The sequence below is a fragment of the Vibrio aquimaris genome, from assembly GCF_009363415.1.
Lineage (GTDB): Bacteria > Pseudomonadota > Gammaproteobacteria > Enterobacterales > Vibrionaceae > Vibrio > Vibrio aquimaris.
Genome location: NZ_CP045350.1, coordinates 2,335,249 through 2,356,525 on the forward strand (window position 1 = coordinate 2,335,249; position 21,277 = coordinate 2,356,525).

A 21,277-nucleotide genomic window follows, 5' to 3' on the forward strand; every position below is an offset into this window, starting at 1 on the left:
AGTTCTTAGTTCGAAGTTGTTGTATTAACGGTAAGCGCATCTTCAACTAGCGCTTTCTGCTGTTTTAAATGTACCGACATGTAGCCAACCGCTGGCGAAGCAGACGCTGCTCTACCTGCGTACTTGAGATCCGCTCCAGCAGGAATCGCCATGCGGAAGTTATGCTGACTACTATACCAAGCGCCCTGGTTTTGAGGCTCTTCCTGGCACCAAACGTAATCTTTCACATTTGTGTACTGTTCGATCGCCGCTTTGACTTCTTCCAGTGGGAAGGGATAAAGCTGCTCAATACGCACGATGGCAACCTCTTCCTGCTCATTGCTGCGACGCTGTTCTAGCAAGTCAAAGTAAACTTTCCCTGAACAAAAGACCACTCGCTCCACTTTGCTAGGATCTAAATTGTCAATTTCAGCAATGGCGGGTTGGAAAGTGCCTTCGGCTAACTCGTCGAGAGTCGATGTGCACAGAGGGTGTCTCAACAGTGATTTAGGAGACATAACTATAAGAGGTCTGCGCATTGGCCTTACCACTTGACGTCTTATCATGTGATAAACCTGAGCCGGCGTTGAAGGAACAACAACCTGCATGTTTTGTTCAGCGCACAACTGTAAGTAACGTTCTAAGCGAGCTGATGAGTGCTCAGGACCTTGCCCTTCATACCCATGAGGAAGCAACATAGTTAAGCCACATAAACGTGCCCACTTCTGTTCACCTGACGAAATGAATTGGTCTATAACTACTTGAGCTCCATTAGCAAAATCGCCAAATTGAGCTTCCCAAATGGTAAGACCACCTGGCTCTGCAGTAGCGTAACCATACTCAAACGCGAGAACGGCTTCTTCTGATAAAACAGAGTCGTAGACTTCGAACGGACCTTGTTTATCATGTACATTTGCGAGAGGTATAAAAGTACTTGCATCGGTCTGGTTGTGGAGCACTGAGTGGCGGTGGAAGAAGGTACCACGCCCAGAGTCCTGACCAGAAATACGGATACGCTTACCATCGTCAACCAAGGTTGCATATGCTAAGGTTTCTGCCATACCCCAATCTAGTGCTTTTTCGCCGCTCATCATTGACATACGGTCGTTGTATAGCTTATTGACTCGGCTTTGCAGCCTGTGGCTATCTGGGTATTGGCAAATGCGTTGCCCTAGTTCAACAAGACGCTCCTTGCTGTAGGTACTATCCCACGCTACATCCCAATCGTGCCCAATGTATGGGGACCAATCGACAGAATGCAGTGCCATAGGTCGCCATTCTTTTACAACGACTTCACCACGGTCAAGCGCATCACGGTACTCATTAACCAGCTGAGTTGCAGTATCAATACCGAACTCGCCGCGTTCAATCAAAACATCAGCATACAGCTTACGGGGTGTAGGGTGCTTTTTGATCTTTTGGTACATCAAAGGCTGAGTTGCATTTGGCTCATCTGCTTCATTGTGACCATGTCGGCGATAACATACCAAATCAATCACAACATCTCGTTTGAACTCGTTTCGATAATCCAATGCAATACGTGTGACAAACGCGACCGCTTCGGGATCATCTGCATTAACATGGAAAATCGGCGCCTGAACCATCTTGGCGATATCCGTACAGTACATTGTCGAACGAGTATCATTTGGATTGGACGTTGTGAAGCCGACTTGATTGTTCACAACAATACGTACAGTACCACCAACCCGGTAACCTCGAGACTGAGACATGTTGAAAGTCTCAGCAACAACACCCTGTCCCGCAATCGCCGAATCACCATGAATAGTAATCGGAAGTACTGTGCTTCCGTCAGTGTCACCTAAACGATCCTGACGCGCACGAACAGACCCTATGACCACTGGGTTAACAATTTCTAAGTGGGAAGGGTTAAATGCTAGTACTAGGTGAACATCGCCGCCTGGCGTTGAGAAATCAGCGGAAAAACCTTGGTGATATTTAACGTCACCCGTGCCCCAAGTTTCATCATGCTTGCCAGCAAACTCGTCGAACAGATCTTGAGGCTTTTTACCGAGCACATTGACCAACATATTCAATCGGCCACGGTGCGCCATACCCACGACAACTTCACGCATGCCATTTTTACCAGCATGCCTAATGAGTTCCTTCATCATAGGAATGAGGGCATCACCACCTTCGAGAGAAAAGCGTTTAGCTCCTGGGAACTTGGCTCCCAGATAGCGTTCCAGTCCTTCCGCTGCAGTCAGCTCTTCTAAGAACTCTTGCTTCTCTTGTTTCGAGAATGATGGTTGACCAACAACTGACTCGAGTCGCTGTTGAATCCAGCGCTTTTGCTCAGTGTTTGTCATGTGCATATATTCTGCACCAACAGAACCACAATAAATTTTGTTCAAGGCTGAGTGGATATCCTTAAGCAACATAGTCTCTTGACCAATTGCAAAGGAGCCAACATTGAACGACTCTTCAAAGTCTTCTTCGGTGAGGTTGTGGAATGTGGGGTCTAGCTCCACCACCGTAGGGCGTTGCCATAAACCGAGGGGATCAAGTTTCGCTGCTTCATGACCGCGAAAGCGGTAGGCATTAATCAGCTGGAGAACTTTTACTTGTTTTGCGTCGACATCTGGGTCACTAACTTGGACATTGTAATGCTTTGTTTCTTGAGCGAGACGCCGGAAGTAGTCACGGATACGTGAATGAGGCTGTTCTTTCACCTCTTCTGAAGGCTTGGGCAAACCTTCAAATACACGTTTCCACTCCTCACTTACCAGGTCGGGATCACTTAGATACAGTTCGTAGAGATCTTCTACATAAGTTGCATTGGCGCCAGCCAAGTGTGAAGACTCGAGCCATGCCTTCATCACGCCGTTGTGCATATTTTCCCTTAACCAGTAGTTTTCACGTTTGCTTCGGTCTATGCCGAGCTATAGAAAGCCAGCTACCAAAGTAGCTGGCAATTTTGTTATCAATTTACACCGAACGATTAACCAACATAGATTTAATATGACCTATGGCTTTCGTCGGGTTGAGTCCTTTAGGACAAACACTTACACAATTCATGATGCTATGACAACGGAAAACGCTAAATGCATCATCAAGATTTGACAAGCGTTCATCGGTTGCAGTATCACGGCTATCAATCAACCAACGATAAGCAGCTAATAGACCAGCAGGTCCAATGAATTTGTCCGGGTTCCACCAGAATGACGGGCATGACGTGGTACAGCACGCACACATAATACACTCGTACAAACCATCTAAATGAGCCCTCTCGTCTGGAGACTGCAGGTTTTCACGAGACGGCGGCAGAGCATCATCGTCAATCAAGAAAGGTTTTACCTTAGCGTAATTATCATAGAACTGGGTCATATCGACGATTAAGTCGCGTACCACAGGCAGTCCAGGCAATGGACGAATCACTAATTTTCGTCCTTTTAAAGCGGACAAAGGCGTGATACATGCAAGACCATTTTTGCCGTTCATATTCAAACCATCGGAACCACAAACCCCTTCTCGACATGAGCGTCGAAAAGCGATAGTCGGATCTTGCTCTTTCAGCAGAATTAACGCGTCTAACACCATCATGTCAGAGCCTTCATCGACCTCAAGAACGTAATCCTTCATGTAAGGCTTTTTGTCTACATCTGGATTGTAGCGATACAAAGAGAAGTTCAGTTTCATAATTCAATCCTCCCCTAGTATGTACGAACTTTAGGCGGAAATGCGTCACGATGAACTGGTGTCATATTAACATCGCGTTTTGCCATTGCTTCCGTTTCCGGATTGTAAATTGAATGACACAACCAGTTTTCATCATCGCGCTCTGGATAATCGAAACGCGCATGCGCTCCACGACTCTCAGTGCGGTAATTTGCAGCCACCGCAGTAGAAAAAGCCGTTTCCATCAAGTTATCTAGTTCCAAACATTCAATACGTTGAGTGTTGAATTCTGATGACTTGTCGGCAAGATGGGCATCTTTGAGACGTTCACGAATAACTTTAAGTTCTTCCAAACCTGTCGCCATTGCATCACCCTCACGGAACACAGAGAAGCTATTTTGCATACAGGTTTGTAGATCTTTACGAATCTGAACAGGGTCTTCCCCGCCGGTGCTATTTTCCCATCGCATAGTTCGAGCTAGTGATGCTTCAATGTCAGATTCTGTAGCAGGACGAGCTTCTGCCTGCGCAGCCAAAGTCTCACCAAGGTGAAGACCCGTTGCTCGGCCAAATACGACTAAGTCAAGCAGAGAGTTACCTCCCAAGCGGTTAGCACCGTGTACAGAAACAGAGGCAATTTCACCACAGGCATACAGACCTTGAACTTCAACATCACTGCCATCAGCGGTTTGTTTAATCGCTTGTCCAGAAACCTGAGTTGGAACGCCACCCATCATGTAGTGACAGGTTGGAATTACGGGGATTGGCTCTTTAACTGGATCGACGTGAGCAAAGGTTCTTGAAAGTTCACAAATACCAGGTAGACGAGACTCAAGAACATCTTTACCGAGATGATCAAGCTTAAGCTTGATATGTGGTCCCCAAGGACCATCGCATCCGCGACCCTCGCGAATTTCTATCATCATTGAACGAGCAACAACGTCTCGACCAGCAAGATCCTTAGCATTCGGAGCATAGCGTTCCATGAATCGCTCGCCATCTTTGTTTAGAAGATAACCACCTTCTCCACGACAGCCTTCTGTTACGAGTACGCCCGCTCCAGCTATACCAGTTGGGTGGAACTGCCACATTTCCATGTCTTGCATAGGAACGCCAGCGCGTAATGCCATGCCTACACCATCACCAGTGTTGATGTGTGCATTCGTTGTCGATGAATAAATTCGACCCGCTCCGCCTGTCGCTAATACCGTTGCTTTAGACTTGAAGTAGCATATTTCACCGCTTTCCATGCAGATAGCAGTACAACCCATTACGGCGCCATCTTGGTTTTTCACCAAATCTAACGCGTACCACTCAGAAAATATGGTAGTTTTGTACTTAACATTTTGCTGATAAAGGGTATGGAGAAGAGCGTGACCTGTACGGTCAGCAGCAGCTGCTGTTCTAGCAGCTTGCTCTCCGCCGAATTCTTTCGACTGGCCGCCAAAAGGACGCTGATAAATGGTTCCGTTATCAAAGCGAGAAAATGGCAGCCCCATTTTTTCTAGTTCAATAACAGAATCAGGACCATTTTTACACATGTATTCGATAGCGTCTTGGTCGCCGATATAATCTGAACCTTTGACAGTATCGTACATGTGCCACTGCCAATCGTCCTTGTGCGAGTTACCAAGGGCTACTGTGATACCACCTTGAGCAGAAACAGTATGTGAACGAGTAGGAAAAACTTTTGACAGCAAAGCACAGGTTAGGCCTTGCTCTGAGATTTGCAGTGCTGCACGCATGCCTGCACCACCAGCGCCGATTACTACGGCATCAAATTCGCGAACTGGAATAGACACTTACGCACCCCACAAAATAAAGAGACCAGAAAAAAAGTAGCCAAATAACACTGCGATTACACCCAACTGAAGGAAACCGCGTAATTTGGTGCACTTAATGTAGTCTGTAAGAACTTGCCATAGGCCTATCCATGCGTGGATAAGCACTGATACCAAAGCAAGCATAGTAAATACTTTTGTGAAAGTGCCACCAAAGAACTGTGTCCATGATACGTAAGAAATATCCGCGAAAGCACAGAAGCTTACTAAATATATAGTGTAAAGAGTCATAATGATCGCCGATGCACGGATTAGCAAAAAGTCATGCACACCATTGCGACCAAAAGATGAAATGTGTTTTACCATACTAAAATCCCCGCCAATACTGACAGAACGACTGTTGCTGCAAATGCTACCTTTGCACTCATCGCGCCAGATTCCAGCTCTTCAAAATGACCTAAATCCATTAGCAAATGACGAATACCACCTGCTATATGGTAGGACAAAGCTGTCAAAATACCCCATAAAATAAATTTCACAATGAAACCGTCGACAATATCGACAGCTTGTGCATAACCTATTGGGGAAGACAGGGAAATGGATAGTAACCAAAGAAGTATCCCGATCGCGACAAACGTAATTACTCCCGAAACTCGGTGTAAAATGGATGCGATTGCAGTGATCGGAAAGTTTATCGTCTGTAAATCTAAATTAACAGGTCTTGACTTTCTTTCTTTCACGGGCTTGCTCACTCAGCTCCACTGAAGCATTTATAGTTATGAACGAAATCTGACAGCAAACCTATAAAAGTTAACATTTATTCAACAGCTAACACGTCCAAAAAACGTAATGAAGTTGCATAAAATTTTAACACCAAGGGTTGAAACATCACCTCACATATGCTCCAAACCTTCATTTTATAAGGTTTCAGTCAAAATTTACGGCGCCAATATACGGCTGACCATATTTTAGCACAATTGATGTAACAATTTTTGCTACATAGAACAGATTTTTAACCTTATACGTATAAAAAATCATAACAAGTGCACAAGTCGAAGCAGAATAATTGACTTTGATAACGAACACACGTACAAAAATGTTACACAAACATCCTGGACGGATTTAATAATAAACAAAGGAGATTGTTATGGCGGATAAGAAAGCGACCCTTCATGTCGAAGGGAAAGCGCCTATCGAACTGCCAATTATGGAAGGTGCTCTTGGCACTCCCGTAATTGATGTTCGAACACTTGGAGCAAACGGCTATTTCACGTTTGACCCAGGTTTTCTTGCCACTGCATCCTGTGAATCTCAAATCACCTACATTGACGGCGGAAAGGGTATCCTTTTACACCGTGGTTACCCTATTGATCAGCTTGCTAACAACGCTGATTATTTAGAGGTATGTTATATTCTTCTTTATGGTGAAGCCCCCACACGTGAACAGTACGAGCAATTTAAGCTCACAGTTACACGACACACTATGGTACATGAACAGATCGCGAGCTTTTTCCACGGATTCCGACGTGACGCTCACCCAATGGCCGTTATGTGCGGCGTAGTTGGAGCATTGTCTGCCTTCTATCATGACTCCATGGATATCAACAACGATACTCACCGCGAAATCACAGCATATCGTTTGTTGTCGAAAATGCCGACACTTGCCGCAATGTGTTACAAGTACTCGATTGGTCAGCCTTTCATTTATCCACGTAATGACTTGACCTATGCTGAAAACTTCCTGCATATGATGTTTGCTAACCCTTGTGAGGACTATGAAGTCAACCCCGTTGTCGCGAGAGCAATGGATAAGATATTCACTTTGCATGCGGATCATGAGCAAAACGCATCGACTTCTACTGTTCGTCTAGCTGGTTCTTCTGGTGCTAACCCATTCGCATGTATTGCCGCAGGTATCGCATCATTATGGGGACCTGCTCATGGAGGCGCAAATGAAGCATGTCTCAAGATGCTTGAAGAAATAGGTAGTGTTGATAAGATCCCTGAGTACATCGAACGTGCGAAAGACAAAGATGATCCATTCCGTCTAATGGGCTTTGGTCACCGAGTCTACAAAAATTACGATCCACGAGCGACGGTTATGCGTGAAACCTGTCATGATGTTCTAGAAGAGTTGAACATTAGCGATCCACTACTTGATGTTGCCATGGAGCTAGAGCGTATTGCTCTATCTGACGAATACTTCGTTTCGAAGAAACTGTATCCAAATGTTGACTTCTACTCAGGTATTATTCTTAAAGCCATCGGTATCCCCGTGTCTATGTTCACCGTAATCTTCGCGTTATCGAGAACAATAGGTTGGATTGCACATTGGAACGAAATGCATAGCGACCCTCTTAACCGCATTGGCCGTCCAAGACAGCTCTACACAGGCAAGAAGCAGCGTAACTTCAAGCCTTTGCATGACAGAGACTAATTAACACCTATAAGCTCATATGAAAACAAAGGCCGACATAACGTCGGCCTTTATTAAATTCGATAACTCTATTCAACATTTACACTGGGTTGTCTATGTCGACAAACTCGACGTCTAAACCATGCTCTTTTGCCAGCCATTCACCTAACGCTTTTACTCCATACCGCTCTGTAGCATGATGTCCTGCAGCAAAGTAGTGAATATCCATTTCCCTTGCGATGTAAGTGGTTCTCTCGGATATTTCACCGGAAATAAACGCATCTAGGCCATGCTTAACCGCTAGCTCAATATAATCCTGCCCCCCACCGGTACACCAGCCCACAGTTTCGATTAACTTTTCGCTATTTTCGGGTGCAATATGTAGTGGAGAACGATTCAGGGCCTGATTAATTCTTTGGGCGAATTCTTTTCCTGTGACAGGATGGTTTAATCGGCCAAACATAGCAACCGACTGAGGGTGCCCTTCCAGCCCCCCTTCAACTTGAATATCGAGACGTCGTGCCAATTCGGCGTTATTGCCTAATTCTGGGTGTATGTCCAGTGGCAAGTGGTATCCATACAAATTGATGTCATTTTTTATCAGAGCGCGAATTCGATTGCCTTTCATTCCCCGAATTGGCTCGGGCTCACCTTTCCAGAAATAGCCATGATGAACAAGCAATGCATCCGCTTTCTTCTCTATTGCTTTTTCAACCAAAGCTTGAGAAGCGGTCACTCCTGTGACTATAGATTGAACCTCCAACTTCCCTTCTACTTGGAGCCCATTGGGAGCATAATCTTTTACCAATTGAGGAGAGAGTTTTTCGTTTATAATTTGCTCTAATTGTGTATTTTTCATCTTAGCTTCCAAAAATCAATCTTTGCACACAGTGTATTGCAACAATATTTAGGATGCTAGTTTCAATCTAATCTATTTAAAATGCTAATAGACTTTTGATTTTACGGATACTAGGCATTAGATATGAGTAACATGTTGCGCTTTTACCATTGGATTTCGAATACACCTCCTTTGTTTAAGCTAACTCCCCCTTTTGAATCTCTACAGTCACTATCTGTTCAGCTTCCTTTGGATACTGACTATCGAGGTAACCCCAGATTGGGTTTCATTTACCAATACTTATCGACTCAACTGCTAATAAGTAGTGGCCGTTACAGCCTAGAATTAGAAGAGCTTCAAATCAATGACACTAATGGTCAAACATTAGGTGCCATTGATCTCATCCTTAAAAATCACCAAACCAATATGCAAGAACACTGGGAAGTCGCGATTAAGTTTTATCTCCTTCACCAAGGCGTTTGGTATGGACCTAATGCACACGATCAATTAGATAAAAAATTAGATAGAATGCTGTCACATCAGTTAAAAATGAGCAGTTCCACAGCATTTTTAGCCGATCATCCTGAAATGAGTCGTTTATCTGAACATCTGCTTTTACAAGGTCGACTCTACGTTAACCCTTTTTCATCGGAAGTGACTCCCACCCACTGTTTAGGATATGAAATAAACCCTTCTCAGATTTCAGGGTTTTGGTGTTTCGAGAAACAATGGGAAAAAATTGCTGAGCCACTTTACGAGCTAGATAAACAGCATTGGGCTACTGGCATAGAAAAGTTTGAACGGCCACTGGAAAAACCAAATGGCCGTTTTGTTCACGCACAAACTCAGCAGAAAGTATTTTGGTTTATCGTCCCTGACGATTGGCCGAAGAGACAAAAACCCTGATAGCCCTCAATATAAAAAGTTGGCTATTGCTGCCAACCCTTTTTATCACAACCATTAACTATCATAAACCTGCGTTTTTGAACACCTGATTAACGATATCTTGGGCTTCTAACTCTATTTGTTTTAAGTGTTCCTCGCCCTTGAAGCTCTCACAATATATTTTATAAATATCCTCAGTACCGGAAGGGCGAGCTGCAAACCAGCCATTTACGGTGGTGACTTTAAGGCCACCAATAGCAGCACCGTTGCCCGGGGCATGAGTCAGACGAGCGGTGATCTTCTCTCCAGCAAGGTTTTCTGCCGTAACCATGTCAGCCGAAAGCTTTTCTAACACTTGCTTTTGAGGACCGTTTGCCGTGGCCTGAAGACGGCTATAGTGTGAAGCCCCATGCTTGGCAGTAAGATTTTGATAATACTCTTGAGGATTCATACCCGTTACTGCCGTAATTTCGGCCGCAAGTAAGCAAAGAATAATCCCGTCTTTATCTGTAGACCAAGGTGTACCATCTATGCGCAGAAATGAAGCGCCAGCGCTCTCTTCACCACCAAAACCAAGTTTTCCTTGATACAAACCGTCGACAAACCATTTAAAACCAACAGGCACTTCACAAAGCTCACGCCCTAAATCACCGACTACACGATCGATCAATGCGCTTGATACTAATGTCTTACCGACAGCTACTGATTTACTCCAGCCTTGACGGTGACGATACAGATAATCAATACATACTGCGAGAAAATGATTAGGATTCATCAACCCACTTGGCGTCACAATTCCATGACGATCATAATCAGGGTCATTGCCGAAGGCTAAATCAAAATTATCTTTATGCGCCAGTAAACCAGCCATCGCATAAGGAGATGAGCAATCCATACGAATTACACCGTCTTTATCCAAACACATGAACTGAAAAGAAGGATCAATGGCATCATTAACTAGAGTTAAATCTAACTCATAGCTTGTCGCAATTTGACGCCAATATTCAATACCGCTTCCTCCAAGAGGATCAACCCCTATTTTGAGGTTTGCGTTTTGAATCGCCTCCATATTAATGACATTCTTTAGATCTTCTACATATGGGGTAATTAAATCACGTTCAATAAAACGCTCAGATGGCTTAGCATTTGTAATGGAGACTCTGTTAACACCGACAAGCTTCTCAGCAATAAATGCATTAGCGTAGCTTTCAATTGTTTTGGTTAACTCACCTTCTGCCGGCCCGCCGTGTGGTGGATTGTACTTAATACCTCCATCCTGGGGCGGGTTATGAGAAGGGGTTATAACAATGCCGTCAGCTTTCGACGTACTTAAAAGGTTATGAGTCAATATGGCATGTGAAATTCCTGGGGTAGGTACATAACCATTACCCTGCTGCACTATCACTTGAATATCATTCGCGATCAGAACTTCGATAACACTATAAAATGCAGGCTCAGAAAGCGCGTGGGTATCTTTGCCGATAAACATAGGACCTGTGATACCTTTCTCAGTGCGAACTTGCACTATGGCTTGAGCAATAGCCAAAATATGGGCTTCATTGAAGGTGCACTTACTTGAACTGCCACGGTGACCAGAAGTACCAAATTTAACTTTGTGATCAGTATTTAAAGGATCGGGCTGAAAAAGATAATAGTTGGAAACAAGCTCAGGTAGGTTATGCAAATCTTGTTGTTGCGCTCTTGTTCCTGCGCGAGGGTGTATCGCCATTATCAGCTTCCTCTCTTTAAAATCTAAAAACTCAAAAACCCCACAATACTCAATAAGTACTGAGTATTATGAGGTTAAATCCAAGAATGATCAGATTGAATTGGTTACTTTTTCAATTAAGTCAGCAGGAAAGTGCATCCTTGCCATTAATTGGTCAACCATTTGACGTTTACGACTGGTGTTATTGTTGGTAATTACCCAAAACGGCGAGCCAGGGATTGCTTTAGGTTTCGTCGTGTTGCCATTTTCTAATAAGGTTTTCTCGTTATTGGCAAAGTAAACACGCTTGCGCCCTTTGACTAGAGTTGCTTCAGAAAAGCCTTGAGGATCAAGACGATTAAGTGTTGATAACACCAACATAAAACGATCAATCGCCTTTTTGAGACCTGCAAATTCATCTGAAATAAGTAAAGAGCGCATGGCTTTTACGCTATCGATTCTTTCATCTTTTGCAGCATCTCTGCTCACAACAATTCCTTTCGCCTGCATCGCTGCTTTCATTGGTGTCGTTTGCTGCTCTTCTGCATTAACATCCAAAAGGCGTCGTAAGATATCGGAAGCACTTTCACCAATGTGTTGGGTTTGACCTGCGATGTAACGGTATAGATCCTCATCAACCTCAATTGTTTTCATTCGCTTTTCACAATCTCTATGTTTAAACTCTGTGGGATTATATACCTAACTACCCTCAATATGCGAGTTTCAGTTCTGTTATACCGATCAGATTCATTGCCTAATGAGGTACTACGTTAAATCAGTCACGAATATAGAAAAATGTCACAACTGCTTAACTATAAAATTGAAGGTGAAGGCCAGCCCATTGTGTTACTCCATGGCCTATTTGGTAATCTTGATAATCTTGGTTTACTTAGCCGAGAGCTACGCCAAAACTATCAAGTTATCTGTTTAGATCTGCGAAATCACGGCCTTTCTTTTCAATCGTTAGAGCATAACTATCAAGTTATGGCTCAAGACGTGATGACTACGCTCGAGCATATAGGAGTCAAAAACTACATCTTAATTGGTCATTCCATGGGCGGAAAAGTAGCAATGAAGCTTGCAGAACTTGCCCAGTTAGAGGTTGAGAAACTAATCGTATTGGATATGGCGCCAGTCAGCTATTCTATAAGTCGCCATGACAACGTATTTAATGGACTTAAAGCTGTGCTCGAACAAAAGCCTACTTCTCGCCAACAAGCGATGCAAATTCTTGAGCACCATATCGAATTGCCCGGGGTGAGACAGTTTTTAGGTAAATCACTATATAACAACGGTCAATACTTTGAGTGGCGCTTTAATGTATCAAGCCTTTGGGATAACTACTGGGAAATCCTAGGCTGGGAAAACATTAACACCATCAGCACGCCGACTTTATTTGTCAAAGGGGGAAACTCCGACTACCTTGCCACCGAACATCAAACTGACATACAGCAACAATTTTCCAATGCCAAGGCGCACATAATAGCAAACACTGGCCATTGGCTTCATGCTGAAAAACCACAAGAAGTATTACGCGCAATCGGGAAGTTTATTCAATAATGATAGAATGGGTCTCGTTTACCCATACCCGTTAACTTTACCTTTTAACAATGGTATAGTTCAGCGCAAGTAATTTGGCATAAAGGGATTCCATGCTATACGACTATATGAACATTTTAGAGTCAATTGGGCTCGATTTGCTTTTTGCGTCTATCTTTTTCTTAATCGGTATGGCAATAAAAGATGTTCTCAAAGCTGGGAATGTACCCCCGTTCGGTCGTCGTATTGTTTGGCTCGTGCTCTTCCTTGGCTGTGCTGGTTTTATCGCTAAAGGCCTGATTCAATTAAGCTGGGAAGGCACTGGGCTAGGTTAATTTCCCATGATTTAAGCCACAACACATATTGGTAAAGGTAACGAATTTATGGCAAGTGTAGGCATCTTCTTTGGTAGCGATACAGGTAACACTGAAGCAATTGCAAAGATGATTCAAAAACAACTCGGTAAGCAACTGATTCATGTTCAAGACATCGCAAAAAGCAGTAAGGAAGACATAGATAACTTCGACTTACTACTATTAGGCATTCCAACATGGTACTACGGTGAAGCTCAATGCGACTGGGATGACTTTTTCCCTGAACTTGAACAAATTGACTTCTCGACCAAACTCGTTGCTATCTTTGGCTGCGGTGATCAAGAAGATTATGCAGAGTACTTTTGCGATGCTATGGGCACTGTCCGTGATATTGTTGAATCTAAAGGCGGCACAATTTTAGGTCATACATCAACTGAAGGCTACGAGTTTGAAGCATCCAAAGGTCTTGTTGAAGGTGATGACAGTTTGTTTGTAGGTCTATGTGTTGACGAAGACCGTCAGCCAGAGCTGACTAACGAACGCGTGACAAATTGGTGTAAGCAAATTCATGAAGAAATGTGCTTAGCAGAACTTGAGGGCTAACCCTCAAGTGAATAAGGTCTTCAGGTTGGAAGGCCTTATTATGCAGCTTGCTTCTCTTCGGCAGTCTGATTTCTATAATCTGGCTTTTTACGTACATACAGCTGACGCTTTACTTCTGAAACCACATTCCCATCATTGTCCTTTACAAAAATCACAAACTCTGGAAATGACTTATCTCCATTGACAGTTTGTTGCAATATACTATCCAGCATTTCCTGTGTAACAATAAACTCAGCACAAAGATCGCTTTGTCCTGGCTTGATAAAATTAATGCTCGCCTGCTTATCCCAAACAAAATATCCATCGCCTAAGATACCCATCAACATCAAACAGTAAATAGGGTCAGTTAAAGAGAAAATACTGCCTCCATATTGAGTACGATTGGCATTTTTATTCCACCAGCGCAACTTAAGCCTTACTTTGACCTCACGGAAATCCTCGCTAATTGAAACAATTCTGATACCTGCTCCCCAAAAGGGTGGCCATATGTTCAAAGCAAATTTAACTACCTTAGGTCTGTATAACTTGCTGACTAATTTACCCATACTTATCTTCCAAACTTACACTCTTGACTCACAATGTTAAAGGATTGTAACTGGTCTGATGAGATCCTACAGTGATGTTAAACTCGTTTATGAGATTAATAATAGTAACCCTTTGAAGTTCGTGGTTTATTGTTACCGTCTACTACCCTATAATGGTAGCAATAGTGAACTCTGCTCATTGCAGAGGTTAATTGATGGGAAAATTTATGTCGGACAACAACCAAGCTCTAAAGGATGCTGGTCTAAAAGTTACCTTACCAAGGTTAAAGATCTTGGAAGTACTACAACAACCTGAGTGCCAACATATCAGTGCAGAAGACCTGTACAAAAAGCTGATAGATCTTGGTGAAGAAATCGGCTTGGCAACAGTTTATCGTGTTCTGAACCAGTTTGATGATGCAGGAATTGTCACTCGACACCATTTCGAAGGTGGAAAGTCGGTATTTGAACTTTCAACCCAGCACCATCACGATCATCTAGTTTGTCTAGACTGTGGTGAAGTAATCGAGTTTGCAGATGACATTATCGAAGAAAGACAGAAGCAAATCGCTGCCGAATATAATGTTACTCTTACTAACCACAGCTTATATCTATACGGTAAATGCAATACAGGTAACTGTAAAGATAACCCTAATGCCCATAACAAGAAATAATGACCGCCATTTCCTGTTAGAACGCGTACAAGAAATATAAAAAACCCACATCTGTTTAGTGTGGGTTTTTTCTAATTCATATCTAATGAATTACTTAGCCTCAATTTTAGCCCAGGTATCTCTCAAACCAACAGTGCGGTTAAACACCAAAGCTTCGGGTTTTGAGTCGACAGCATCGGCACAGAAGTAGCCCATTCGCTCAAACTGAATCCCTTTTTCCGCTTCAGCATCAACTAAACTTGGCTCGACAAATCCATCCATCACAATAAGCGACTCAGGATTAACAGACTGAGTAAAATCATCTGCAGCAGCAGGGTTAGGCACAGTAAACAAACGATCGTATAAGCGAATTTCAGCTGGCACAGCCTTATCTGCTGAAACCCAATGGATAACACCTTTAACTTTACGACCATCTTCAGGGTTCTTACCTAATGTGTCGGCATCATATGAGCAAAAGATTGTCGTGATGTTACCTTGCTCGTCTTTTTCAATACGTTCAGCTTTAATGACATAAGAACCACGCAGACGAACTTCTTTACCTAAAACGAGACGTTTGTACTTCTTATTCGCTTCTTCACGAAAATCTTCGCGTTCAATCCACAGCTCACGAGAAAACGGAACCTCACGTTCTCCCATCTCTGGTTTATTTGGATGGTTTGCGACTGTAAGTGACTCTATCTTTCCTTGTTCAAAGTTTTCAATAACCACTTTGACAGGGTCAAGTACCGCCATCGCTCGCGGCGCATTTTCGTTTAAATCGTCTCGAATACATGACTCAAGCGATCCCATTTCAATCATGTTGTCTTGCTTGGTGACGCCGATGCGCTTACAAAACTCACGAATAGAACCAGGAGTAAAGCCACGACGACGCAAACCTGAAATGGTTGGCATGCGCGGGTCATCCCACCCATCGACTAGATTTTCAGTGACTAGCTGATTGAGTTTACGCTTAGACATTACCGTATATTCTAAGTTTAAGCGGCTAAATTCATACTGATGCGGCTGACAATCAATTGTAATATTGTCTAAAACCCAATCATACAAACGGCGGTTGTCTTGAAATTCCAATGTACACAAAGAGTGTGTGATGCCTTCTAGTGCATCAGAGATACAATGTGTAAAATCGTACATCGGATATATGCACCATTTATCGCCCGTCTGGTGGTGCTCAGCAAAACGTACGCGATATAGAACAGGATCCCTCATCACCATAAATGATGAAGCCATATCGATTTTGGCACGCAGACACGCAGAACCTTCTGCAAACTCACCTGTACGCATTTTCTCAAACAGAGCTAGGTTTTCTTCCACGCTACGATCGCGGTAAGGGCTGTGCTTACCTGGCTGAGTCAAGGTACCTCTGTACTCTCGAATTTCATCAGGGCTCAACTCTTCAACGTATGCCAAGCCTTTTTCAATTAATTCGATTGCGAACCCATAAAGCTTATCGAAATAGTTAGATGAATAACAAACTTCACCGTCCCATTCAAAGCCTAACCAGCTAACATCATTCTTAATAGACTCAACATACTCTACGTCTTCTTTTTCTGGGTTAGTATCATCAAAACGAAGATTACATTTACCCTGGTAGTCCTGAGCAATACCAAAATTTAAGCAAATTGACTTAGCATGACCTATATGCAGGTAACCATTCGGTTCCGGCGGAAAACGAGTATGTACGCTAGCATGTTTACCATCCGCTAAATCCTTATCTATGATTTGGCGGATAAAGTTCGATGGACGAGCCTCAGCTTCACTCATCTATATCACCTCAATGGTTGTAGTATTGTTCAGAAAAGTAGTCAGCAAGAAGCAATAGACATGCTCCAAGCAGTTAATGCCTAATAATCCACAATTCTTCGCCATTACACAACTACAACCTAGTGTAAATTGGCAAATATTGATTCATTTTTACCAATTAAGCGTAAAACAACCCAATTGTTCGACCGTCATACTCTACTTTGGGCCTAAAACAACAAAGCCTCCCGTAGGAGGCTCTAGAATGAGTAATCTATCTTAAGTTGGGATCACAACCGAGGACAGGTCTTCATCTTTAGGAATTTTCTTCATTTCACCTGCCACTATCTCAGCAAGTGGACCAAGAATAACTTGAACGTTATTAGCGCCCAGTTTCACTACCCCCATTGCTCCGAGGTTCTTGAGGGTAGACTCATTAATCACACTGGTATCTTTAATCGTTAAACGCAAGCGCGTGATACAAGCATCAATTGCAGTAAGATTTTCATGTCCGCCAAGGGCCTTGAGGTATTGCTTGGCAAGCTCTGATGAGCTACCTGAAGCGACAAGCTCAGAGGAATCCTCATCTTCACGACCTGGTGTTTTAAGGTTGAACTTCACAATCACAGTACGGAAAACCGCATAGTAAATACAGAAGAAGACTAAGCCTTGGGCTATCAACATATACCAATTTACAGCAAGTGGGTTTCGTGAAGAAAGAACCATGTCAACAAGGCCAGCAGAGAAGCCAAAGCCTGCGATCCATTGCATTGAAGCCGCGATATAAACCGATATCCCTGTTAATAAAGCGTGCAGTCCATAAAGCATAGGTGCAAGGAACATGAACGAAAACTCAAGCGGCTCAGTCACACCAGTAAAGAAAGAAGCAAAGGCAGCAGCAAGCATGATAGATGCAACTTTTTCTTTGTTCTTAGATTTCGATGTATGGTAAATCGCCAGCGCAGCACCCGGTAAACCAAACATCATAATAGGGAAGAACCCTGCCTGGTACATGCCAGTCACACCAACGATACCTGTGCCCTCAGCAATAGATTTTGCTCCGCCAAGGAAATTAGGAATATCGTTTATGCCTGCAACATCAAACCAGAAAACTGAGTTGAGTGCATGATGAAGACCAACTGGAATCAAAAGTCTGTTAAAAAACGCATATATACCAGCACCTAGCTCACCCATTCCTTGAATCGACTCACCAAAGCTCACCAACCCACCGTAAACCGAAGGCCAAATATACATCAAAACAAAGGCGATAAAGATACCTGCAAAAGAGGTTAAAATCGGAATCAAACGTTTACCGGAGAAAAATGCCAGCGCTTTGTGAAGCTCAACATGTGAAAAGCGATTATAGATCTCAGCTGAGACAATACCCACTAAAATACCGACAAATTGGTTGTTAACCTTGCTGAATGCAGCAGGCACGGCACTTATATCAATGCCTTGAATTTGTGACACCGCAGCGGGAGAAAGCAAAGTGGTAACCACGAGGAAACCAACAAAACCAGATAACGCAGCCGCACCATCCTTATCTTTAGACATACCATAGGCAACACCTATAGCGAAAAGCACAGACATATTGTCAATGATGGCGGAACCTGCCTTAATACAAAAAGCCGCAACTGCGCTGTTCGCTCCCCAACCGGTTGGATCTATCCAGTACCCGATACCCATCAATATTGCAGCAGCAGGGAGCGTTGCGACGGGTACCATCAACGCCTTACCTACTTTTTGGAAATATCCAAGAACATTCACTGTCAGTTCCCCCTATAGGATTTAATATTTTCTTTTATGGTATTCGGTAACTTTTTTTAGTCACCCAATTTAGTTCTTCCAGTTTATGCCTTTAATTTCGCCCTGCAAATTTAAACCTTATCAATTGTGACTATTATCACCAGATTTAAGGCTATAGAGAGGTTTTTGCTAGCAAGATCATAAAACTTATTTTACAATTCAAAAAAATGGTAATTTGAGTGACGTTTTAAGTTTACTTATCGTAAGCGCAAAAATAAAAAACGAAGGATGAATATAGATCTCAATAACGTTCTCAATGACATTGACTTAGATAAGTTTGTTTAAGCATATGACCTGCATAATCTATTGATTACCATTCATTGATTAGGATAATTTACCTCTAATTGCAGTTCACAAATAAAGTTAAAAAAACCTTATGCATATACGATCACAACAACAATGGCCAATGCATAAATTTAATTAATGAGGATTCGCTAACCATGTATGCGCTAACTAATTGTAAAATTTTCACGAGTAAGGACATTCTCATTGATCATGCCATCGTGATTAAGGATCAGCTGATTAGTGCTGTATGCCCGAGAGCGGAACTCGCTCACGATATCAAGGTCATTGATTTAAATGGCGCGAACCTAAGCCCTGGTTTTATCGATCTTCAACTCAATGGCTGTGGCGGTGTCATGTTCAATGATGCGATAAACTCTGAAACACTCGAAATCATGCATAGAGCAAATCTAAAGTCAGGATGTACTAGCTACTTACCGACGCTAATCACGTCATCTGACCAAGATATGATCCAAGCAATCAAGGCGACGAGAGAGTATCAGGCTAAATACCAGAATCAGTCTCTAGGGTTACACCTCGAAGGGCCTTATCTGAATAAAGCAAAAAACGGCATTCATAATATCGACTATATTCGCCCGTCTGATGATGAGATGATTCAGTTAATTTGCGACCATTCTGATGTCATTACTAAAGTGACGCTTGCACCTGAGCATAATGCACCCGAGCATATTCAACGTCTTAAGCAAGCTGGGATTACAGTATCAATCGGCCATTCAAATGCGACTTATTCACAAGCTCGCAAAGGTTTTGAATCAGGCATTACCTTTGCCACCCATTTATTTAATGCTATGTCGCCAATGGAAGGTCGCGAGCCTGGTGTCGTCGGGGCTATTTTCGATACACCTAGTGTGTATGCCGGTATTATTGCTGATGGGCTCCATGTTGATTATGCGAATATTAGAATTGCTCATAAAATCAAGGGGGAAAAGCTTGTATTAGTGACTGATGCCACAGCTCCTGCAGGTGCAAACATGGATTACTTTATTTTTGTCGGTAAGAAAGTATATTACCGCAATGGCAAGTGTGTTGATGAAAATGGCACACTGGGCGGCTCTGCGCTGACCATGATTGAAGCGGTTCAAAATACAGTAGAGCATGTCGGTATCGCTTTGGACGAAGCACTACGAATGGCAACATTATATCCTGCACGGGCAATAGGCGTTGACAATAAATTAGGCCTAATACGTCAAGGTATGATTGCAAACCTCGCCATTTTTGATCGTGATTTCAATGTTCAAGCGACAGTTGTTAACGGACAATATGAGCAAAGTTGAGAATGAATGGCGGACAAATAGGTAATGTAGACTTAGTAAAACAACTAAACAGCGCAGCCGTTTATCGATTAATTGATCAACAAGGCCCAATATCGAGAATCCAAGTTGCCGATGTAAGTCAACTAGCACCTGCTAGTGTGACAAAAATAACCCGTCAGTTACTCGAGCGTGGATTAATAAAAGAGGTCGCTCAGCAAGCTTCTACAGGTGGCAGGAGAGCGATATCTTTGACGACAGAGGTCGCTCCCTTCCATTCAGTCGCAATCCGCCTTGGAAGAGATTACATACAATTTAGCCTCTTCAACCTCGGTGGTGAGGAGCTACTATCAGAGTCCCAAGAGTTCTTTTACACAACACAGGACGACTTAGTCGACGGTTTGACCGCCTACCTCAGGCAATTTATCGACTCCCACCAAACCATCATAAACCAACTTATTGCGATAGGTATTATATTACCCGGACTTGTAAACCCCGAGAATGGTGTTGTTGAATACATGCCCAACATCAAAGTAGATAACCTTGCACTGGCTGACATCATAGAGCATAACTTTCACGTACAATGTTTCGTGGGTAACGATGTTCGTGGCATGGCTTTAGCCGAACACTACTTTGGAGCAAGTCAGGATTGTCAAGATTCTATACTGGTGAGCGTTCACCGTGGGACTGGTGCTGGTATTATCGTGAATGGGCAAGTTTTTCTCGGATTCAACCGTAATGTGGGCGAGATTGGTCATATTCAAATTGATCCGTTAGGCGAACAATGTCAGTGCGGCAACTTTGGTTGCTTGGAAACCGTCGCAGCGAATCCCGCGATTCTTGATCGGATTAAAAAGCTGATCAAGCAAGGGTATGAATCCAGCTTGAGCGGTAAAGAAGGTTTGACTATCCAAGATGTATGCGAGCATGCCAATATTGGCGATGAGCTTGCCAAACAAAGCTTAATCCGAGTAGGCAACCAACTTGGCAAAGCGATTGCGATAACGATTAACCTTTTCAATCCTCAGAAAATTGTTATAGCGGGTGATATAACCCAATGTAAAGATATTGTCTTCCCTGCCATTCGGCGTAATGTGGAAAATCAATCATTGACCACTTTCCACAATAATCTGCCCATAGTAGCATCTGAAATTGATAAAAAGCCGACATTAGGCGCATTTTCAATGATCAAACGTGCCATGCTCAATGGTGAGTTACTGCAAAAATTACTAGAAGATTGAGCGCGATATCTTCCTTCATAAGTTAAACTTACGGGTTACACAA

General features: G+C 43.1%; 19 protein-coding genes. 8 read left to right on the forward strand and 11 right to left on the reverse strand.

Annotated elements, in window-relative coordinates; genetic code table 11:
- Window positions 1-5: 5 nt before the first annotated feature.
- The 5 genes from sucA to sdhC all read right to left on the reverse strand — a co-directional run bounded on the left by sucA (window position 6) and on the right by sdhC (window position 6,148).
- Entirely contained in the window at window positions 6-2,831 is a 2,826-nt protein-coding gene (gene sucA / locus FIV01_RS10790) for a 2-oxoglutarate dehydrogenase E1 component (RefSeq protein ID WP_152431007.1), read from the reverse strand.
- A gap of 94 nt (window positions 2,832-2,925) precedes the next feature.
- Window positions 2,926-3,636, reverse strand: a complete 711-nt coding sequence (locus tag FIV01_RS10795) for a succinate dehydrogenase iron-sulfur subunit (protein ID WP_152431008.1) — start codon at window positions 3,634-3,636, stop codon at window positions 2,926-2,928.
- A 14-nt stretch (window positions 3,637-3,650) separates the two neighbouring features.
- A complete protein-coding gene (gene sdhA, locus FIV01_RS10800) occupies window positions 3,651-5,417 on the reverse strand; it encodes a succinate dehydrogenase flavoprotein subunit (protein WP_114786636.1) in 1,767 nt (588 codons plus the stop codon).
- The gene (sdhD, locus tag FIV01_RS10805; protein WP_114786635.1) at window positions 5,418-5,762 is read right to left on the reverse strand and encodes a succinate dehydrogenase, hydrophobic membrane anchor protein; all 345 of its coding nucleotides are present in this window, start codon (window positions 5,760-5,762) and stop codon (window positions 5,418-5,420) included. It lies immediately after the preceding gene.
- Complete coding sequence (gene sdhC, locus FIV01_RS10810; protein ID WP_152431009.1) at window positions 5,756-6,148, reverse strand: succinate dehydrogenase cytochrome b556 subunit; 393 nt, start codon at window positions 6,146-6,148, stop codon at window positions 5,756-5,758. The genes sdhD and sdhC overlap by 7 nt, the downstream gene beginning before the upstream one ends.
- A gap of 395 nt (window positions 6,149-6,543) precedes the next feature.
- Here sdhC and FIV01_RS10815 point away from each other — a divergent pair, with 395 nt between their 5' ends.
- Window positions 6,544-7,833 (forward strand): citrate synthase, encoded by a 1,290-nt coding sequence (locus tag FIV01_RS10815; protein WP_152431010.1) that lies wholly within the window; start codon window positions 6,544-6,546, stop codon window positions 7,831-7,833.
- Window positions 7,834-7,912: 79 nt separating this feature from the next.
- Here FIV01_RS10815 and FIV01_RS10820 read toward each other — a convergent pair whose 3' ends face one another.
- Window positions 7,913-8,671, reverse strand: coding sequence for a Nif3-like dinuclear metal center hexameric protein (locus FIV01_RS10820; protein ID WP_152431011.1), 759 nt, complete (start codon window positions 8,669-8,671; stop codon window positions 7,913-7,915).
- Window positions 8,672-8,794: 123 nt separating this feature from the next.
- Here FIV01_RS10820 and FIV01_RS10825 point away from each other — a divergent pair, with 123 nt between their 5' ends.
- Entirely contained in the window at window positions 8,795-9,556 is a 762-nt protein-coding gene (locus FIV01_RS10825; protein WP_152431012.1) for a DUF1853 family protein, read from the forward strand.
- Window positions 9,557-9,617: 61 nt separating this feature from the next.
- Here FIV01_RS10825 and pgm read toward each other — a convergent pair whose 3' ends face one another.
- Both pgm and seqA read right to left on the reverse strand, forming a co-directional pair.
- On the reverse strand, window positions 9,618-11,264 hold the full coding sequence (pgm, locus tag FIV01_RS10830; protein WP_152431013.1) for a phosphoglucomutase (alpha-D-glucose-1,6-bisphosphate-dependent): 1,647 nt from the start codon (window positions 11,262-11,264) through the stop codon (window positions 9,618-9,620).
- Between the two features lie 90 nt (window positions 11,265-11,354).
- A complete protein-coding gene (gene seqA / locus FIV01_RS10835; RefSeq protein WP_152431014.1) occupies window positions 11,355-11,897 on the reverse strand; it encodes a replication initiation negative regulator SeqA in 543 nt (180 codons plus the stop codon).
- 141 nt (window positions 11,898-12,038) lie between these two features.
- On the opposite strand from seqA, the gene FIV01_RS10840 reads away from it, so the two are divergent.
- The 3 genes from FIV01_RS10840 to fldA all read left to right on the forward strand — a co-directional run bounded on the left by FIV01_RS10840 (window position 12,039) and on the right by fldA (window position 13,699).
- Window positions 12,039-12,803, forward strand: a complete 765-nt coding sequence (locus FIV01_RS10840; protein ID WP_152431015.1) for an alpha/beta fold hydrolase — start codon at window positions 12,039-12,041, stop codon at window positions 12,801-12,803.
- 92 nt (window positions 12,804-12,895) lie between these two features.
- Window positions 12,896-13,117 carry a DUF2788 domain-containing protein gene (locus FIV01_RS10845; protein WP_114786627.1) on the forward strand — a complete coding sequence of 74 codons (222 nt, stop codon included), beginning with the start codon at window positions 12,896-12,898 and terminating at the stop codon, window positions 13,115-13,117.
- A 48-nt stretch (window positions 13,118-13,165) separates the two neighbouring features.
- Window positions 13,166-13,699, forward strand: a complete 534-nt coding sequence (gene fldA, locus FIV01_RS10850; RefSeq protein WP_114786626.1) for a flavodoxin FldA — start codon at window positions 13,166-13,168, stop codon at window positions 13,697-13,699.
- 38 nt (window positions 13,700-13,737) lie between these two features.
- Here fldA and FIV01_RS10855 read toward each other — a convergent pair whose 3' ends face one another.
- A complete protein-coding gene (locus tag FIV01_RS10855) occupies window positions 13,738-14,244 on the reverse strand; it encodes a DUF4442 domain-containing protein (RefSeq protein ID WP_152431016.1) in 507 nt (168 codons plus the stop codon).
- Between the two features lie 206 nt (window positions 14,245-14,450).
- Between FIV01_RS10855 and fcrX the strand changes: the two genes are divergently transcribed.
- Complete coding sequence (fcrX, locus tag FIV01_RS10860; RefSeq protein ID WP_114786624.1) at window positions 14,451-14,897, forward strand: ferric iron uptake transcriptional regulator FcrX; 447 nt, start codon at window positions 14,451-14,453, stop codon at window positions 14,895-14,897.
- A 90-nt stretch (window positions 14,898-14,987) separates the two neighbouring features.
- Here fcrX and glnS read toward each other — a convergent pair whose 3' ends face one another.
- Together glnS and nagE are read right to left on the reverse strand one after the other, a co-directional pair.
- Window positions 14,988-16,658, reverse strand: coding sequence for a glutamine--tRNA ligase (gene glnS / locus FIV01_RS10865; protein WP_152431017.1), 1,671 nt, complete (start codon window positions 16,656-16,658; stop codon window positions 14,988-14,990).
- Between the two features lie 255 nt (window positions 16,659-16,913).
- Window positions 16,914-18,401: an N-acetylglucosamine-specific PTS transporter subunit IIBC gene (gene nagE / locus FIV01_RS10870; protein ID WP_152431018.1), complete on the reverse strand. Its 1,488-nt coding sequence runs from the start codon at window positions 18,399-18,401 to the stop codon at window positions 16,914-16,916.
- 479 nt (window positions 18,402-18,880) lie between these two features.
- Between nagE and nagA the strand changes: the two genes are divergently transcribed.
- Window positions 18,881-20,017, forward strand: coding sequence for an N-acetylglucosamine-6-phosphate deacetylase (nagA, locus tag FIV01_RS10875; RefSeq protein WP_152431019.1), 1,137 nt, complete (start codon window positions 18,881-18,883; stop codon window positions 20,015-20,017).
- Window positions 20,018-20,019: 2 nt separating this feature from the next.
- Window positions 20,020-21,234 carry a DNA-binding transcriptional regulator NagC gene (gene nagC / locus FIV01_RS10880; RefSeq protein WP_152431020.1) on the forward strand — a complete coding sequence of 405 codons (1,215 nt, stop codon included), beginning with the start codon at window positions 20,020-20,022 and terminating at the stop codon, window positions 21,232-21,234.
- The last annotated feature ends 43 nt before the right edge of the window (window positions 21,235-21,277 follow it).

What these genes read in the sequence shown, in the direction of transcription:
- FIV01_RS10795 (WP_152431008.1), bottom strand. Translation starts at nt 3,636, where the DNA reads ATGAAACTGAACTTCTCTTTGTATCGCTACAATCCAGATGTAGACAAA.
- FIV01_RS10840 (WP_152431015.1), top strand. Translation starts at nt 12,039, where the DNA reads ATGTCACAACTGCTTAACTATAAAATTGAAGGTGAAGGCCAGCCCATT.
- fldA (WP_114786626.1), top strand. Translation starts at nt 13,166, where the DNA reads ATGGCAAGTGTAGGCATCTTCTTTGGTAGCGATACAGGTAACACTGAA.
- sucA (WP_152431007.1), bottom strand. Translation starts at nt 2,831, where the DNA reads ATGCACAACGGCGTGATGAAGGCATGGCTCGAGTCTTCACACTTGGCT.
- FIV01_RS10845 (WP_114786627.1), top strand. Translation starts at nt 12,896, where the DNA reads ATGCTATACGACTATATGAACATTTTAGAGTCAATTGGGCTCGATTTG.
- FIV01_RS10820 (WP_152431011.1), bottom strand. Translation starts at nt 8,671, where the DNA reads ATGAAAAATACACAATTAGAGCAAATTATAAACGAAAAACTCTCTCCT.
- FIV01_RS10815 (WP_152431010.1), top strand. Translation starts at nt 6,544, where the DNA reads ATGGCGGATAAGAAAGCGACCCTTCATGTCGAAGGGAAAGCGCCTATC.
- nagA (WP_152431019.1), top strand. Translation starts at nt 18,881, where the DNA reads ATGTATGCGCTAACTAATTGTAAAATTTTCACGAGTAAGGACATTCTC.
- sdhD (WP_114786635.1), bottom strand. Translation starts at nt 5,762, where the DNA reads ATGGTAAAACACATTTCATCTTTTGGTCGCAATGGTGTGCATGACTTT.
- FIV01_RS10855 (WP_152431016.1), bottom strand. Translation starts at nt 14,244, where the DNA reads ATGGGTAAATTAGTCAGCAAGTTATACAGACCTAAGGTAGTTAAATTT.
- glnS (WP_152431017.1), bottom strand. Translation starts at nt 16,658, where the DNA reads ATGAGTGAAGCTGAGGCTCGTCCATCGAACTTTATCCGCCAAATCATA.
- pgm (WP_152431013.1), bottom strand. Translation starts at nt 11,264, where the DNA reads ATGGCGATACACCCTCGCGCAGGAACAAGAGCGCAACAACAAGATTTG.
- nagC (WP_152431020.1), top strand. Translation starts at nt 20,020, where the DNA reads ATGAATGGCGGACAAATAGGTAATGTAGACTTAGTAAAACAACTAAAC.
- seqA (WP_152431014.1), bottom strand. Translation starts at nt 11,897, where the DNA reads ATGAAAACAATTGAGGTTGATGAGGATCTATACCGTTACATCGCAGGT.
- fcrX (WP_114786624.1), top strand. Translation starts at nt 14,451, where the DNA reads ATGTCGGACAACAACCAAGCTCTAAAGGATGCTGGTCTAAAAGTTACC.
- FIV01_RS10825 (WP_152431012.1), top strand. Translation starts at nt 8,795, where the DNA reads ATGAGTAACATGTTGCGCTTTTACCATTGGATTTCGAATACACCTCCT.